We start from the raw sequence: 15,186 nt of genomic DNA, 5'->3' as shown, positions 1-15,186 counted from the left end.
GCGCCAATGCGGAAAAAATATTGAGTTAGAGAGGCAAAAGAAAGCTCACCCGCCATTTTGATGATGAAGCAGAGGTCAGCAGCAGTGAGGTTCAGGCGGCATGAACCCCACTTAGGGTAACCCCTGCTTCGTTGAATACAGCTTTTCGGAATTCGTCTGTCCGTTTGCTCATGCTTTCCAGTTTCATCATCAAAATAGCCAAACGGCCTGTGGAGTTAATTGGTTTACTATTGGCATCTCGTTGCACATCCGTGGGAAGATCCCACTCTTCGCGCTTATTACCAATTTGTCAGCTCCCCTTCTTTTTGGGGCGGGAACCCGCCCTGTCGACGCGCGTGCTTCTGGCTTTCTTCCCTTTTTTTTCAGCCTTCTCGCTGGATTCCACAATTTTGGCCCCAACCTGTCTCTTTACCCTCGCGTCCAGCACCAGGGCTTTAACATTCAGCCCCTCGCGCGATGACATCGCGCTCGCCTGGGCATCGAGGCGTACACGCACCTCATCCAGAGAGAGCGAGGGTGTCCTTGCGTAGCGATAATCCCCTTTGCTGTCCCAATGCTCGCACATAAACCAGGCAACAAGATAGAGACCATCCCGACAACTGTTGCCACTGAGGTAACGGTTGACCAACTGCTCTTCCATGGCGGTATCCCACTCGTCGTTCCAGCACCCTTTGACCTCGATGATCACGGTTACCCGGTCGTACACGTCCCCGCGTTGATCACGGCAGGTCGCGCTGATATGGATGTCGGTGCGCTCACCGCGGCTTATTTGAACTTCTCGATTTGCAATGATCCCACGTGCTTTGAGGTAGGTATCCAGATACCTTTTGAGGTAATCGGAAACCTCCTCTTCCTCAAGAGGTCGATAGAGCCTCCGCTCCGGCACTATCTTCGTAGTACATGTCGAACAAACAACGGGTAGCACCGGGTCCCAGACATCCCTCCACGCAGGTGTCTCGTCACCAAATGACCGCTCCAGGTCGGCAAGCGACTCTATCACCACTTCGAGAAGATGCCCGCCGCTCTGGACGAGGCGAGCTTTTTGGTCGTAAAAAAGCGCAAGCAAGTCCTTGGGGGTAAAAGGCTGCCACAGCCCCCGTGCGGCCTGCCGCTGGGTATCTAGCAGAACCCAGTGCAAGTTCAGTTGGTCAGCCACATCTGGCCGTTCTCGGATAATGCGCGCAAGCGCGGCTGCTGCTGTCGGGGTCCCACGGCTCCTCAACTGTTGGATGAGGTTATCTCGCCACAACGCGATACTGTCGACCACCCCAACGAAGCCTCCTATTTCAGGGAGTGGATGCTGCGCGGGTGGGTAGTGCTGAATCAGCCAGAGGTAGAGGTCGACCAGTTCTTCCTCTTTCAAGAAAGGAGGAGCCCATCCAAAGCCGCCGTGAGCGATTTTCACCACGAGCCGCCTTCCGAACGATTCGTTCTCGCGCAGCGCATCCCAGATAGGCTCCCATCTGGGGTGCTCCGTGTAAAAGAGGAGTGAGTAGCCCGCAACCGTCGCCCGTTCGTGGCTCTCTTCACCGCCGCGACGTACCTGCTTAATGAGCTCATAAGCAAAATCCACTGCCTGCTTGACTCCGCGCGACAGCAGCACGCGGAAAAAACCATGTAGCCCATCGGATGAGATCGCCGGATCCTGCATCTTGGTGAGAAGCACTCGCTCCAGCGCCTCATCAAAAAACTGGCTCATTTTTTCAACGATATGTAACGCGTGGAAAAAGCGTTCTTCACTTTCGATTACTAATAGTGTCGCCTGCGCGACCTCCTTGGGAACAACACTCTGAGCAAGAGCAATCAACGCTCTATCGCTTTCTGTTGTCGTGGGTTCGCCCATCGTCAAAACGACGGGGAGCAAGCGGCACCAGCGTTCTCTCGAAAGAGAAGTAAGCCAGGCTGGATCTTCCTGCACCAGCAATTGCAACGTTTTATAAGCAACCCACACGGCATAAGGGAGACGATTGGAGGCCAGCCATTCTTGCGCCTGTGGATCGTAGTCCTCCAGATAGCGTTTTCCCGCGTGAAGTATCTGGTCGCGTAAAACTTGCCCCGCACTCTCCCAGCCAGGAAATACGGTGCGGTCGAAGTGCCGATCGTAGATCGACCCTCCAGCCGCGCTCACCGCTTCGTTCCAGAAACGCAGCCAACACTCAACGGCATCATTGCTCTTGCTGAGCACCTCGCTGAAATGCTCTTCACGGGCGCTTTTCGGCACACGATGTTCTTCTGATGCCTGAGAGGTTGTCGTCTGCCGTTCCGCTCGTTCTTGCTCTTGGGCAGCAAGGAGCTTCGCCATTTCTTCTTCAAAGAACGGGTGGGATTGGCAAGCGGCATCGATCTCCTCCGTCCGGTCGAGGGCATAGCGCTGGATCAAGAGGTGAATCAGGAGAGCCATTTCGCGCTGGAACGTCTCGGGAGCCGAGCGTGCCAGATGCGAAAGAAGCCAGGGAAGATCCTGCGCGTGGAAAAGCGAGGGCTTCAGGTACTGGAGGTGCCCTGCCCAGTTGATCTGATCTGAAAGCATGCCCAGGACGCGAACCAGGAGACGCTGGCGGGATTCGCCACTTGCATCGAGGAGAGCGCGGGCCTCGTCGGCATTTCCACATACCCTCGCGTCAAAGGCGATAATCCTCGACACAACCACGCGCGCGCAGGCGTCGCAGGTCTCTGGATGGTCGAGGCGTCTGAATGCATGAAGCATGACTTGGTCGGCGATGGCAAAGAGGACGTCCCCCCGTAGCGTGGGAAGGTCGCGGGCGGGAAGACCTTCGATCCACGCGAGGGCTACGGGGAGATCTTGCGACTGGAGATGCTCGACGAACGGCGAGCATAAAAAGCGGTGGTACGCCCCGCTGAAGCGTTCGTTCCTAATGGGTGTGAGAGCTGAGAACAGTTCCTGCGCACTCATCTCATCCGGCCAGAGTGCCGTCAGAATGTGGCCTTTAATTTCATCATTGGGATCCTGGTCACTCGCTAAAGCGGTGAGAGACAGGAGCCGTTTTCGAGTCTCTTTATCCCCTAGCGTCGTCAGAGCCTGCACCGCATCCTCCCGGACTGGCCCCAACTGGCTCTGATCGAAAGCAATCGCGAGCAGGTCGCCTTGCAGGTTCTCCAACCCGCAGGCCTCAGCTATCGCTATAGCCACTGTCCTCGTGGCTACGGGAAGGTCTGCAATGGAAAGCACAGAATGGAGCTGTGTAGAAAGCGTGGGATGGGCAAACCGGTGGTAGAGGTGGCGGGACGTGAAGTGAAGTTGTCCAAGCCGTGTCGGCCCGATGCGAAATAAGGCATCCACCAGGACCGCTCTCTCTTTCTCGCTTAGCCTGGCGACATCGCCATGCACAATGATCTCAGGCTCTGTCTCCACCAACGCGCGAAATACCTCTGGCTGCATCGTCGCCAGCCACGCTGCCGTTTCAAGCAACTGTGGAACCACTCGTCTCTCTCCATCGATATACTGGTAGAGCAACTCCAGGGACTGGACAGCGGGAATGTGGTTGATCCAGAGATAGTATGCAGCGAGAAAATCGGCATAGCTTACGTGAATCCAGCCCAGACGTTCACTGTCGCGGAGTGAGAACAGCCCAGTGTCCAGCGTCTCACCGATACTCGCTTCGGTGATATCGAAGGCCTGGCCGCGTACTTGCTCGGCATTCCCCCACATATCTCTCATGCGCAGATCGGGCCTAGCCTCGTCCACGTGGATGCTCCCGATCCAAATGGTCGGGCGCGCGGTGAAGGTCGAGAGAGTGGCAATGCGGGCAGCAATCTGAAGTCGTGCTTCGGCGTCGAGCTTTCTTTTTCGCCTTGACCGGTGGCGGTCATTGCATTCTTCACAGAGCGCCTGGCAACTCTCGAGGTACAGCTGGGTGAGCGTTGAAGGGAACGCCTGACGCTGGCGATAGCTCGCCAGGAGGATCGTGAGAGTGAGCGGACGAGCAGCCAGCGGGACCAGATCGTGGCGTGCTACTTCCTGGAGAAAGTGAGTCACATTGAAGCCTTGTGCGTGGGCAGCCTCGGCAACATCTTCACGCGAGAGTGGTGCGAGCTGGTAGATGCCCATCGTTTCCCAGACCCTTTGGAGGCCCTCCTCGAAACTTCGGAGCCAGGCGTTTGGACGACACGTGATATAGAGGGAAAGGCGCGCGATTTGCTCTTTGGGAAGGACATCAAGCACCAGATAGAATGGAATACTGCTATCTAGCCACTCATCCAATCCATCGAGTAACAGGTGCAGGTGATGGCTCCCCTGCAGCCAGGAGCGGTATTCGGGAGCCCGGCTTATTGCGTTGCGCAGCAGCTGCTCAGTGGGCTTCTTGCCAAGTTCAATACGCAGCACGGCTTCGTGTTTCTCAACGCTTAGTTCGCGCTCTAGGCACTCCAGTTCACGCGTTTTCCCGATCCCTGGTTCTCCGAGAAGAACCACGCAGCCAGCCTTCGCCAGATCCAGCAATGTCCTCCCAGGAGATTGCACAAGGTGTGCGTACTTCTGCACAGGAGGAGAGAGATACCCATTCTCCACAAGTGGGGGATGATATCCATCTGCGGCCGGGTACCAATAGCGTTTCCAGTGATAGTGTGGTTGCTGCACGCGACTTCCAGTTCCTTCCGAATCTCACTCGATAGCCTATCGGGGAAGCGAACGTATGCATGGTTCGCTATAGTAAAGCGAGCGGTGCCAATTTTTTCGCTTCAGTGCCCGCTCGCGTTTTGTCATTATACCATAAGTCGTCCTAAGGACATTCCAAGATTCTCTTGACGAATTCAGACCTAGTGCCACATAAGTCGAGATTACGTAGCACTACCCAAAATACGTGCACATCGTGCAGGACAACTCAACACCCATACGCCGGCGAAGTTCTTTCAGACATTCTCTCCAGAAGAGGCTCGACAGATTCTGAGGTGCGTGGAGTTTCGCTCGATCCCCAAGCATGCCAGTTGGTTGAATATAGCCGAGATCTAGATCAGCGTGTTCCAGTGAGCTTGCCTGTCTCGCGATGTGGGCGGCATGGGACAGTTGCGCACCCGCATCAACGAGGTGGAACTGAAGCGCAATTGCCAGCACTGTCCCCTTTCTTGGCAGTTTACGATCAACGATGCTGGTGATCAACTTCATCATCTATCTCCTGATGTCAAAGCCAAAGGAGACTGACCATTAGAGCTGAATAGGTTGATAACTGAGTGCTTTCTTCACGATCTTTTCAGCCGTTGGGATGCGTTACAAGCCATAGTGGGCGAAATGTGATGGAGTATCATTTCGCTCTCAGTACACCATCTCTTACCATTACCCTCAAATATCCAAAATCACAACTTTATTATGCATTACAATTATTCTTGCATAAAAAGTTTGTAACGCATCTTATAAGTACTGTGATTGTAACAGCAGAGGGAGGATAAAACAATCCCTTTTGCTGTATCGGCAAAAGGGAGAGAATACACTCGATCCAACCTCTATTGGCATCGGCTGGATCAGCTCGACGGTCATCTCACTATTATCTCCTTGTATGGCTATCTCCATTTCCTCCGCCAGCTTGATCGCTCCCGTCAATCACCTCCTGCTCAATAGGGGCGGCTTCCTTGGTTCCCTAAAAAGCCTTGTGGTAGGCAAGATTAGGCAAGGTCTGGAGAAGAAATTGTTTCTATCTTTAGCAGCGGTTGACTATTTACCTTTGGTTCTGGTGGCAAGGGTAAAAGTTTATCAGGCTGCATTTTCTGCTGAGTTGAGTTCAAGTGGTCTTGCATGACCCGTTGTATAACTCGTTGAATGCCCTGTGCGACATCTTCAAATGCCCGGTTACGATCGGGATAGTCTGTAATAGGCCGAGCATTGGTTGGTAGCGCTTGGTGACTGTCAAGAAGGCCGCTAATAGGATTTCCTCCCCAGTACCCATAAGCAGGACGGAGGTTGACTGGAATAACAGACGTTTTACCAACAGAATGTTTCTCCATTATCCTGTGTATCTCAAGGCTGTTGGGATAATTTGAACGCAAAAAGTCTGGACTTATTAGTAGCAGAACAATATGGGCTTCGTCGAGATACTTCTCTCTTAGATAGAACCAATCCGTTTTAAGCGGGATTTTGCAGTCATACCATATAGTAGGGCTTGACCAATTTAAATGTTGTAAAATTTCATCCCGGAACTTCTCGTCTTCAAATGCATAACTACAGAAAATTTTGATGGGTTCCATGGTTGCAAGGGATTGTCCGAGATGTTGGGGTTCAAGCTGCTTTTGCCAAATATGCCCTTTGGCATCGCCCACCACCTTGTGCCTAAGAGTAGCAGATTCCTCTCTACCCGGATCAAGGCTCCTTATCAATTCAGTAAGAGGCGCTGCATTCTCCCTATCCGGCTTCTCGTTTGCCCTTACTTCTTTGACTTTTAATCTCTCTAGTGAAAGGGTAGGTCTCACAAGTATTCCCTTAAATGCAGTCAAAAATTCTCCTGCTGTTACGTAGCGTTGGTCAGCCCGTTTTGCAAGAGCTTTTCCTAATACATTTTCCACTTCTTGCGATAATTCTGGCCTGAATGTTCGTGGGGAAGGAGGCCACTCTGTGACATTTTTGAACATGATAGCCTCCATTGGTGCTCCTTGAAAAGGTAATCGTCCCACAAGCATCTGGTAGAGTATAACCCCCAGAGAAAAGATATCACTTTGTCTCTCTGGGTTTCCCCGAATATGTTCTGGAGCCATATAATGAGGAGACCCAAAACGCAAACTAGAACCACCTTCCACCTTGCCTTGCTTCATAAGGTGTGCCAAACCGAAATCAGCAAGAAGCAATCTCCCATCGTCATGAATCAGGAGGTTATGAGGTTTGAGATCTAAATGAACTACTCCACGCGCATGAGCATAATCTAACGCAGTACAAATCTGCTCTAAATAGAAAGCAATCTGCTCCAGGCCAAGAAATCCGTGCTGTTTTCGCAGAACATCTTGAAGTGTTCCACCCTTGATGAAGGGCATTACCAGGTATGCTTGTGTTGACTCTATCCCAAAATCATCGATGTGAATAATATTCGGATGATCAAGAGTAGCGACCGTTTGAGCTTCACGTAGAAAGCGCTCGCGAAACGCTTTTTTTTGAAAAAGACGCTCAATCAAAATTTTAATGGCTTGCTGGCGCTGCAGGTGAAGATGATACGCTTTGTATACGATTCCAAACCCCCCTTCTCCGAGCAACTCAGTGAGTACATACTTGTCTCCTACTTTCTGACCAGAAAGGGGACCCTGTTCTGCCATAAAACCTCCCTTTTACATTACAAACTAATGGCAAGCACTCTCGAGCATGGGGCTATTGCAAAAGTAGACGTACTCTTGTGAAGAGTTGGACGCCGAAGGCGAAAGACTAAGCTTTTCACATCGAAATCAAAGGACACGTACAATGTTGAGATGAATCAAATCTACAATAGTTTGTGCTCTTGCTCGAAATCTCTTATTGCCTCATTTGTCAAATTTGATGCAATACTTTGATGGCAGCATAGCTTTTAAGACGCATACGCAGCCCCCAATAAACCTCAGCAAAACCTCCTCGACCGAATAAGCGAAGCAAACGATAGTTCCCTAACTGTTGGTCAATTAGATGACTCACTTTCAACCTCTTTTCAAAGAGAAAATCCTGTCAGCGATGGGGTCCAATGCCCAAAGAGTTAGTTAAATGTACTTGAGTAACAATATTGTGCTTTTCATTATTCTTTGGCAGAGATGCCACGTTCTTCTTCGTTAGTTCCTCGCTAACTTTTCTTAAGGCATCTGCACATATTAAGCTGGGCAGGCTTGCGAAAATGCTGTAAGTACTGGTTGAGTAGGAGCTTGCTGATTATTAGTATCTATTAGAAGACAAGTACCATTAAGAGTCATGCCTACATTTTGATTAGCTTCGAAATCTTGATATGCTTTCACTGTCGTGCTAAATGCCTCGATTGTGAACCATCCACTACTCGTTGTCGCAATCATGGCAGTACCCTTATCTGGAGAATAGGGAGATGTCACTATAGGATCGCCACTGGCATCACCGCTGTAAATCCATTTGTAGATGTCTTGCGGATCTAAATCTTTCATGCTTTGTGCGACATCTACAGCATTGGGAGCCTTTGGCGCTGTTGTTGGTGGTAATGTACTGGTCGGCGTTGGTGTAACTACCAAAGTGGGAATTACAGTCGCAGTTGGAACCATAGTCAACTGCGTAGCAGGCGTATGGACTGACGTCTGCAAATGAGCATCTTTTTTCTGGAGAGATGGCAGTACGCCAAATTGCAATACGCTAAATATGATAAAGCAGATAAGCATAGCTAACAATCCCACGACTAACCATCGCTGCTTTTTATGATGAAATGGAGATTGGGTAGCAATTACAGGTTCCGATTGAGCATATGCCAATGGCGTAGTTAATGTTGCTGGATAGACCTTTTGTGGAAAAACGGGTGACGGCAGTAGATCAGGGACAGTTAAAGCTGATGGTTGTGGTGCTCCTGTTTCAATATATTGTTGAAATGCCTGCGCAAAAGCCATGACTGAAACAAAACGTTTTTCCGGTCTTTTCTCAAGGGCTCGAAGAATAATCTGATCAATAGTTATCGGGATCTGAGAATTGGACTGACTTGGAGGAACTGGTTCTTCGTGGAGATGCTTATACATGACTTGCATCGTTCCTCCCTGAAATGGAGGACGCATGGTAAGCAGTTCATATGCCATAATAGCCAGGGCATATTGATCAGTTGCCGGGACAGGGTGTCCTTCCCAATGCTCAGGGGCCATATATGCCGGAGTACCACGCACACTCTGACTAGCGGTGGTCGTAGCATTAATAACTTTAGCAACACCAAAGTCCGTTAAAAGCAAATCAGGGTACTCAGGTTGATCTCGACGATTACGCACAAGAAAATTCGACGGCTTTACATCCTGATGTACTACACCTGCATCATGTGCCGCCTGCAATGCATCAGCAGCCTGCTTCACAAAATGAAGCACATGCTGTGGTGATATAGGCCCGACCATGCGGTGCTCTCGCACCCAGTCAAGAAGAGAGCCTTCCTGCCGATAGGGCATGACCATATAAATAAGAGAAGCATGATCAACCTCTGCTTCCCCAAAGTCGTACAATGGCAAAATATGCGGATGATCAAATTGAGAGATAATGCGCATTTCCCGCTGAAAAAGCCGCTCTATCGCCTGGACCTCCTCTGCGTTTGGATAGGCTGCTGGTTCATTGCGCACCACCTTAATTGCCACTTGCCGATCAATACGCATATCCTGGGCTAAAAAAACCTCCCCCATACCTCCGCTCCCAATGCGATTGATAAGTTTATAATTTCCCAATTGCTTATCTATTAGATCCATTTAGGTCCTCCACGTGAAATTACAAAGTGCAGGAATTTAAATAAACGCCATGCCAGACGTACTAACTGCAGATACCCTTTTTTTATCAGATGAACCGTAGCGCGTAAGCCCGTTAACCTTGAGCAACAATGGGAGAAAGAGGAAGGTCCTGAAGGACGAGCACCAATGGAACATGGCACAATATTTACGGCAACCTCATGGAGCAGCTTCAGGCAAATGATATGGACTGTCTAATAAATGTGATCCCTCATCATCACTATTGCGGCTTTAAGCGGTTATCGCGCTGGCGGGTCTTCTTTTTCTGCTTGCCACGCAGCTTCTCCCGAACCTGTGCCTGCTTCCGTGCGGCACTCTGACCCATTGCTTGCAGGAGTGCAGTATAGTTAACTCGCGCCTCTTGCGTACGAGAATGCTTAGGCCCCAACGAGCGCTCACAGATCATCAACGCTCGCTTATACAATGGCTCCGCTCTTTCGTAATTCTCCTGTTTTAGGTAGACTGATCCCAGGTTGACTAAACTACCTACGATATCAGGATGTAGTTCATTTAGCACCTTCTCTCTAATTGCTAATCCTTGACGTGCAAAAAATTTGGCTTCATCATATCTTTCTTGTTTTAAATAGAGTGCAGCGAGACTATTCAAGCTTTTTGCAGTTTCAGGGTGCAACAACCCAAACGCCTGTTCTCGAATCGCCAACGCTCGCTTAAGTAACGGTTCCGCATCATCGTACCTTCCCTGGTTCAACCAGATAGCAGCTAGATTAATCAAGCTTTGTGATACATCAGGATGCAGAGGTCCTAGCATTTGTTCTTGAACTACTAACAATTGCCTTAACAATGGTTCTGCTTCTTTATATCTTCCCTGCTCTTGATAGAGAGCAGCCAGATTGCTTTGGACTAACAATACTCGAGGATGCGTTGGTCCAAGTACTTGCAGATTTATTTCAAGTGAAAGTTTATATATCGGTTCTGCTTCCTCATATCTCCCCTGATGCATAAAAAGCAATGCCAAGTTATTCAAGCAAGTAGCCATAACTAAATCATTCGAATAAAACCCTTGCTGATAAATCTCAAATATCCGCCCGAATAATGCCTCGGCTTCTTTATATCTTCCTTGATCCTGGTAGAGACGAGCTAAATTATTAATACTTATTACTATCGCAACGTGCGTGGGATCAAGATTCTGTTCTCGAATTACCAATACTCGTTCTAGTAATGGTTCTGCCTCAGCATCCCTTCTTTGTCCTCGGTAACATAGCGCTAGGTTATTCAAACTTATTGCTGTAGTTAAATGTTGACTCCCAAGTTTTTGCTCACGAATGGCTAATGCTCGCTTATGTAAGCGCTCGGCTTCTATATAGGCATCTCGTTCCAGTAGATAATAACCTGTATCATCGAGCAAATTCGCGACCTCTAGTGTTTCGATCTTCTCCTGCTCAGCCCAAATGAAACATAACTGCGCATGAGACAGCCAGCGCTCGCAAGCCTCCCACTGCTCAAATTCATAAACGTTGGGGAAGCTTGACTTCACCGCTTGGATAGCACATTCAATCCATAGTTTCCTCTCCTCAGATGGCATAACGTCTTGTAGCACAGCCTGGACGAGTCGATGTATGGAGAGCGACTTCGTTTTTTGGTCACGCTTAATTAGCGAATAGGCCAGAAGCGCCTTAAGAGCATCGTCTAGTTTCAAGGCATCAGCGGCAACGGGGGCAAGGGTCTCGCTGAGGTACTCGGACTCGGCGGTGATGATTTCTTCAGGGATGTCGTCGGGTGCCAGGAAAGCAAGCAGACGCAGCAGGTCAGCGGCAGCAGGGCTGCACTGGGCGACGCGCTCGAAGGAGAGAGACCAGGTGGCGGCTACCGGCTCGGGATGGTCCGGCGCTATGTCGCCACGTTTAGCAAGCAGTTCGGCGCGGCGCTGCTGGTAGAGGTGCAGGTAATCTTCCAGGCTAGTTTGTGCTTCTTCAATATAGGCACCAGCCTGATCGAGAGCCAGGGGAAGTCCGCCAAGCTCCTTCGTAATTTGTAAGGCCAGTTCACGCTCCTGCTCAGATGCTTGTTCAAGAGGTGTATCTACAGCGATGATCTGAGTTCGGCGGAGAAGGAAGAGGGCACCCTTCTCAGGAGTAAAACTTTCGACTGGCAGACGGCGAGCCAGGCGGCCAAGGGTAGAGGCACGGGTGGTATAGAGGCAGTGTCCCCTGGGCGAGGTGGGAACATATTTGGAGAGAATACCAGGTTCATCAGCGTTATCGAATATAAGCAGCCAGCCGTCATTATTACGCAACCAGCGCTTAACAGCCTCAACAACCTTGTTCTGATCCTGCTCATCTTTCTGGGGCAAGTTCAGTTCATGGGCGAGGGAGACGTAGGAGGAGATGAGGCGCTCCTCGCTCTCTGCACGCACCCACAAAACGTAATGGTACTCCTTTTCGTAGAGATAAGCGTACTCCACCGCCAATTGGGTCTTGCCCACACCGCCCAGACCGCTAATGGCCTGCGAGAGCGCAATGTCCTGGCCCGCGGACAGTTGCTCATGCAGACGATCCAGCAGGTCCTTACGTCCAGTAAAGTAGGGGTTGCGCTGATAGGGCACGTTCCAGACCTGCTTCGACGGCGTGGGCCTACTCTCAGAAGCATGATAGTGCTGAATAATATGAGGATTGTACGCATTGACAATCTGACCTTGCACACAGCCATCATTCTTTACGTTGTATGTGCTACCGTCATCCATCGTGTATTCCTTCATCAATGCTATTGTTACTTCAAGCGATTCTCGCGTTGACGGGCCTTCTTTTTCTGCTTGCCGTGCAACTTCTCCTGGACGAGAACTTGCCCGCTTATGATATTTTGACTCATCGCCTGCAGAAGCGAGATATAATTTTCCCATGTTTTTTGTGTCTCAGGGTGCCTTGCTCCCAAAGAGCGTTCAGAGATCTCCAATGCTCGCTTCAACAATGTTTTTGCTGCCTCATACTTCCCCTGATTTTGATACAATAACGCCAGATTATTTAGGCTCGCTGCTGTATAGGGATGTTCAACTCCAAGCTCCTGCACACAAATTTTTAACGCCCGCTTTAACAAGGGCTCTGCTTCCTTGTACTTTCCCTGATACTGATAAAGTAACCCCAGATTACCCATAGTCGATCCTGTATCAGGATGATTGGTCCCTAACCCCCCCTCACAAATCGTCAATGCTCGCCTCAACAACGACTCTGCTTCCTCAAACTTTCCTTGATGCTGGTAAAGCGACCCCAGGTTGTTCAGACTCTTTGCCGTTCTAGGGTGATCAACTCCGAACTCCTTTTCACGAATCTCCAATTCTTGTTTATATAACTGCTCTGCTTCCTCGTACTTCCCCTGATATTGATAAAGCAACCCCAGATTGTTTAAATTTAACTCTGTTAGAGAATACCCTGCTCCTAAATTCTTTTCGTCAATCTCCAATATGCGTTTATATAGCTGTTCCGCTTCCTCGTATTTCCCCTGCTGATGATAAAGCGACGCCAGGTTATTCAAGCATGTCGCAACTTGCGGGTGTTCAGTCCCTAAGACTCGCTCATCAATCGCTAATGCGCGGTCATACAATGATTCTGCTTCTGAGTACTGTCCTTTTTCACTTAAGTAATATGCTAACTGATGAAATACATATGCGACTTCAGGCGTTTCGATCTTCTCCTGCACAGCCCAGCTAACACATAATTGCAGGTGGGGCAGCCAGCGCTCACAGAATTCCCACTGTTCAAAGCAAGATGGATCCCGGAACGTTTTCCCTACAGCAAATATTGCACACTCCATCCATTGCCTTCGTTCTTCAGTGGGCATTATGTCTTGCAGTACAGCTTGGACAAGGCGGTGGATGGAAAGAGCCTTCTGCTCACGGTCACGTTTAATTAGGGAGTAAGCCAGGAGAGCCCTGAGAGGTTTGTCCAGATTAAAGGGGTCGGAAGCAACGGGAGCAAGCGTTTCACCGAGATATTCAGCGCCACCAGTAATGATCTCCTCGGGGATGTCGTCGGGTGCCAGGAAGGCAAGCAGGCGCAGCAGGTCAGCAGCAGCAGGGTTACGCTGGGCGACACGCTCGAAGGAGAGGGACCAGGTGGTCGCAACCGGCTCGGGATGATCAGGAGCAATTTCTCCACGCTCGTTGAGCAGTTCGGCGCGGCGTCGTTGGTAGAGGTGGAAATACTCTGCCAGGTTTGTTTGAGCTTCATCAATGTACGCTCCCGCCTGGTCAAGTGCCAATGGCAATCCGCCGAGTTCTCTGGTAATTTGTAAGGCCAACTCTCGCTCATGCTCATACGCTTGCTCCAGGGCGACATCAGGCGAGAGAATCTGAGCGCGGCGCAACAGGAAGAGAGCCCCCTGCTCGTCAGAGAAGCTCTCAACTTCCAGGCAGTGGGCTAGGCGACCAAGGGTGAAGGCACGCGTGGTGTAGAGGCAGTGGCCCTGAGGCGCAGCGGGAATGTAGAGTGGGATGATCTTTGGCTCGTCGGCGTTGTCTAGGATAAGCAACCAGCCGCTGTTGTTTTGCAGCCAGTGCTTGATGGCCTGGATGGTGATGTGCTGATCCTGCACATCTTTCTGAGGCAGGTTGAGCAGGTGGGCGAGGGTGACGTAGGAGGAGATAAGGCTCTCCTCGCTCTCCGCGCGTACCCAGAGGATGTAGCGGTACTCCTCACGGTAGCGGTAGGCGTATTCCACCGCCAGTTGCGTCTTACCCACGCCTCCCAGTCCGCTGATGGCCTGCGAGAGCGCGATGTCCTGCCCCGCGTGCAGTTGCTGGTGCAGACGCACCATCAAGTCTTCGCGACCCGTGAAGTAGGGGTTGCGCTGATAGGGCACGTTCCAAGCCCGCTCAGGCGGGGTAGATTTGCTATCAGATGCATAGTAGTGCTGAGTAATGTAATGCCCGTGGCCGCCTATAATTGGGCCTTGCATCAAGCCATCATTCTTTATGCTGCCATCATCCATGAAGCGGTCGCACCTTCTCTACTTCTTTGGAGGTTCCCCAAAACTCATGTCGATTTTGTGGCCCGTGCCCCCTATGATCTGACCTTGGACGAGCCCGCTATTCTGGATATTGTAGTTGCCCGTGCCAACCTGTTGCTGCTGGATCAGCGTTAGAAGGTGTTGAGCCGCTCTGAGGATCTCGTCGTCGTTCTCGATCTGGGCGCTACGCAGAGCCTTTTGCAGAGGTTTGGCGTAGGTTTCGGGATCTTCCTCGTGGTCTTTGAGCGCTTCCTGCACTTTGGGTTTGTCGCCGTAGCGACGCACGATGAGAGCTTTCAAGCCCTGATATGCGTCTTTTAGTGCTTGGCTGACCAAGGGTTGCGCGCTTGTCGCAACGCCTGCTGTAAGCGCAGCCTCCACGGTAGAGATTGGGTCCATCGTATCTCCTTTATCATTGTTTTCACATCAATTCCCTCTTATATAAACGCATCAATATGCTGAAAATGCAATACATATTCTTATTCCTCTTTGCAGATTATGGTGCTGAGCCACCTCATCCCGATCGCACTGCTTTGTGTAAGTGTGTTGGCTGCGGACATGAAACCAGCCTTTGTACAACTCAAGACATTCTGGTGGACGAAAATCCTGGTCTTATTGAGGTTCTTGCCCCACTGATGATCAACAAAGGAGAAGCGCTACACTGCTATGTTCACCAGTTCGGCCATCAAGGAGTCATCTTTGTTGGTGATAATCGCCTTGATCATGACGCCCTACTCGAAATCAATACCTCTGCCAGGAAGGGATAGCTACGCATTCTATCGTGGTGCGGCGTCCCTATACCCTACCTGCCTTGCTTAAACATTCTGATATGATCATCTATAATGT

8 protein-coding genes are annotated in these 15,186 nt (G+C 50.4%); 1 reads left to right on the top strand and 7 read right to left on the bottom strand.

What is annotated here, in order from left to right; genetic code table 11:
• Positions 1–289: 289 nt before the first annotated feature.
• The 7 genes from KTE_RS20610 to KTE_RS20580 form a co-directional block, all read right to left on the bottom strand.
• Positions 290–4,597: an NACHT domain-containing NTPase gene (locus tag KTE_RS20610; protein ID WP_201384149.1), complete on the bottom strand. Its 4,308-nt coding sequence runs from the start codon at positions 4,595–4,597 to the stop codon at positions 290–292.
• Between the two features lie 210 nt (positions 4,598–4,807).
• On the bottom strand, positions 4,808–5,125 hold the full coding sequence (locus KTE_RS20605) for a hypothetical protein (protein ID WP_201384147.1): 318 nt from the start codon (positions 5,123–5,125) through the stop codon (positions 4,808–4,810).
• Between the two features lie 491 nt (positions 5,126–5,616).
• On the bottom strand, positions 5,617–7,248 hold the full coding sequence (locus KTE_RS20600; RefSeq protein WP_201384145.1) for a serine/threonine-protein kinase: 1,632 nt from the start codon (positions 7,246–7,248) through the stop codon (positions 5,617–5,619).
• Between the two features lie 519 nt (positions 7,249–7,767).
• Positions 7,768–9,345, bottom strand: coding sequence for a serine/threonine-protein kinase (locus KTE_RS20595; protein ID WP_201384143.1), 1,578 nt, complete (start codon positions 9,343–9,345; stop codon positions 7,768–7,770).
• 256 nt (positions 9,346–9,601) lie between these two features.
• The gene (gene fxsT / locus KTE_RS20590; protein ID WP_201384141.1) at positions 9,602–12,082 is read right to left on the bottom strand and encodes an FxSxx-COOH system tetratricopeptide repeat protein; all 2,481 of its coding nucleotides are present in this window, start codon (positions 12,080–12,082) and stop codon (positions 9,602–9,604) included.
• Positions 12,083–12,108: 26 nt separating this feature from the next.
• The gene (gene fxsT, locus KTE_RS20585; RefSeq protein WP_201384138.1) at positions 12,109–14,322 is read right to left on the bottom strand and encodes an FxSxx-COOH system tetratricopeptide repeat protein; all 2,214 of its coding nucleotides are present in this window, start codon (positions 14,320–14,322) and stop codon (positions 12,109–12,111) included.
• 18 nt (positions 14,323–14,340) lie between these two features.
• Entirely contained in the window at positions 14,341–14,739 is a 399-nt protein-coding gene (locus tag KTE_RS20580) for a hypothetical protein (protein ID WP_201384137.1), read from the bottom strand.
• Between the two features lie 56 nt (positions 14,740–14,795).
• On the opposite strand from KTE_RS20580, the gene KTE_RS20575 reads away from it, so the two are divergent.
• Positions 14,796–15,107 carry a hypothetical protein gene (locus tag KTE_RS20575; RefSeq protein WP_201384135.1) on the top strand — a complete coding sequence of 104 codons (312 nt, stop codon included), beginning with the start codon at positions 14,796–14,798 and terminating at the stop codon, positions 15,105–15,107.
• Positions 15,108–15,186 lie beyond the last annotated feature (79 nt).

This window comes from Ktedonobacter sp. SOSP1-85, from assembly GCF_016587415.1.
In the GTDB taxonomy this organism is placed as follows: domain Bacteria; phylum Chloroflexota; class Ktedonobacteria; order Ktedonobacterales; family Ktedonobacteraceae; genus Ktedonobacter.
The sequence above is the reverse complement of the archived record's forward strand: the minus strand, read 5'-3'. Positions and strand labels throughout refer to the sequence as shown.

Coding starts and splice junctions, on each gene's coding strand:
- KTE_RS20605 (WP_201384147.1), bottom strand. CDS start 5,125: ATGATGAAGTTGATCACCAGCATCGTTGATCGTAAACTGCCAAGAAAG.
- KTE_RS20600 (WP_201384145.1), bottom strand. CDS start 7,248: ATGGCAGAACAGGGTCCCCTTTCTGGTCAGAAAGTAGGAGACAAGTAT.
- KTE_RS20595 (WP_201384143.1), bottom strand. CDS start 9,345: ATGGATCTAATAGATAAGCAATTGGGAAATTATAAACTTATCAATCGC.
- fxsT (WP_201384141.1), bottom strand. CDS start 12,082: ATGGATGACGGTAGCACATACAACGTAAAGAATGATGGCTGTGTGCAA.
- fxsT (WP_201384138.1), bottom strand. CDS start 14,322: ATGGATGATGGCAGCATAAAGAATGATGGCTTGATGCAAGGCCCAATT.
- KTE_RS20580 (WP_201384137.1), bottom strand. CDS start 14,739: ATGGACCCAATCTCTACCGTGGAGGCTGCGCTTACAGCAGGCGTTGCG.
- KTE_RS20575 (WP_201384135.1), top strand. CDS start 14,796: ATGCTGAAAATGCAATACATATTCTTATTCCTCTTTGCAGATTATGGT.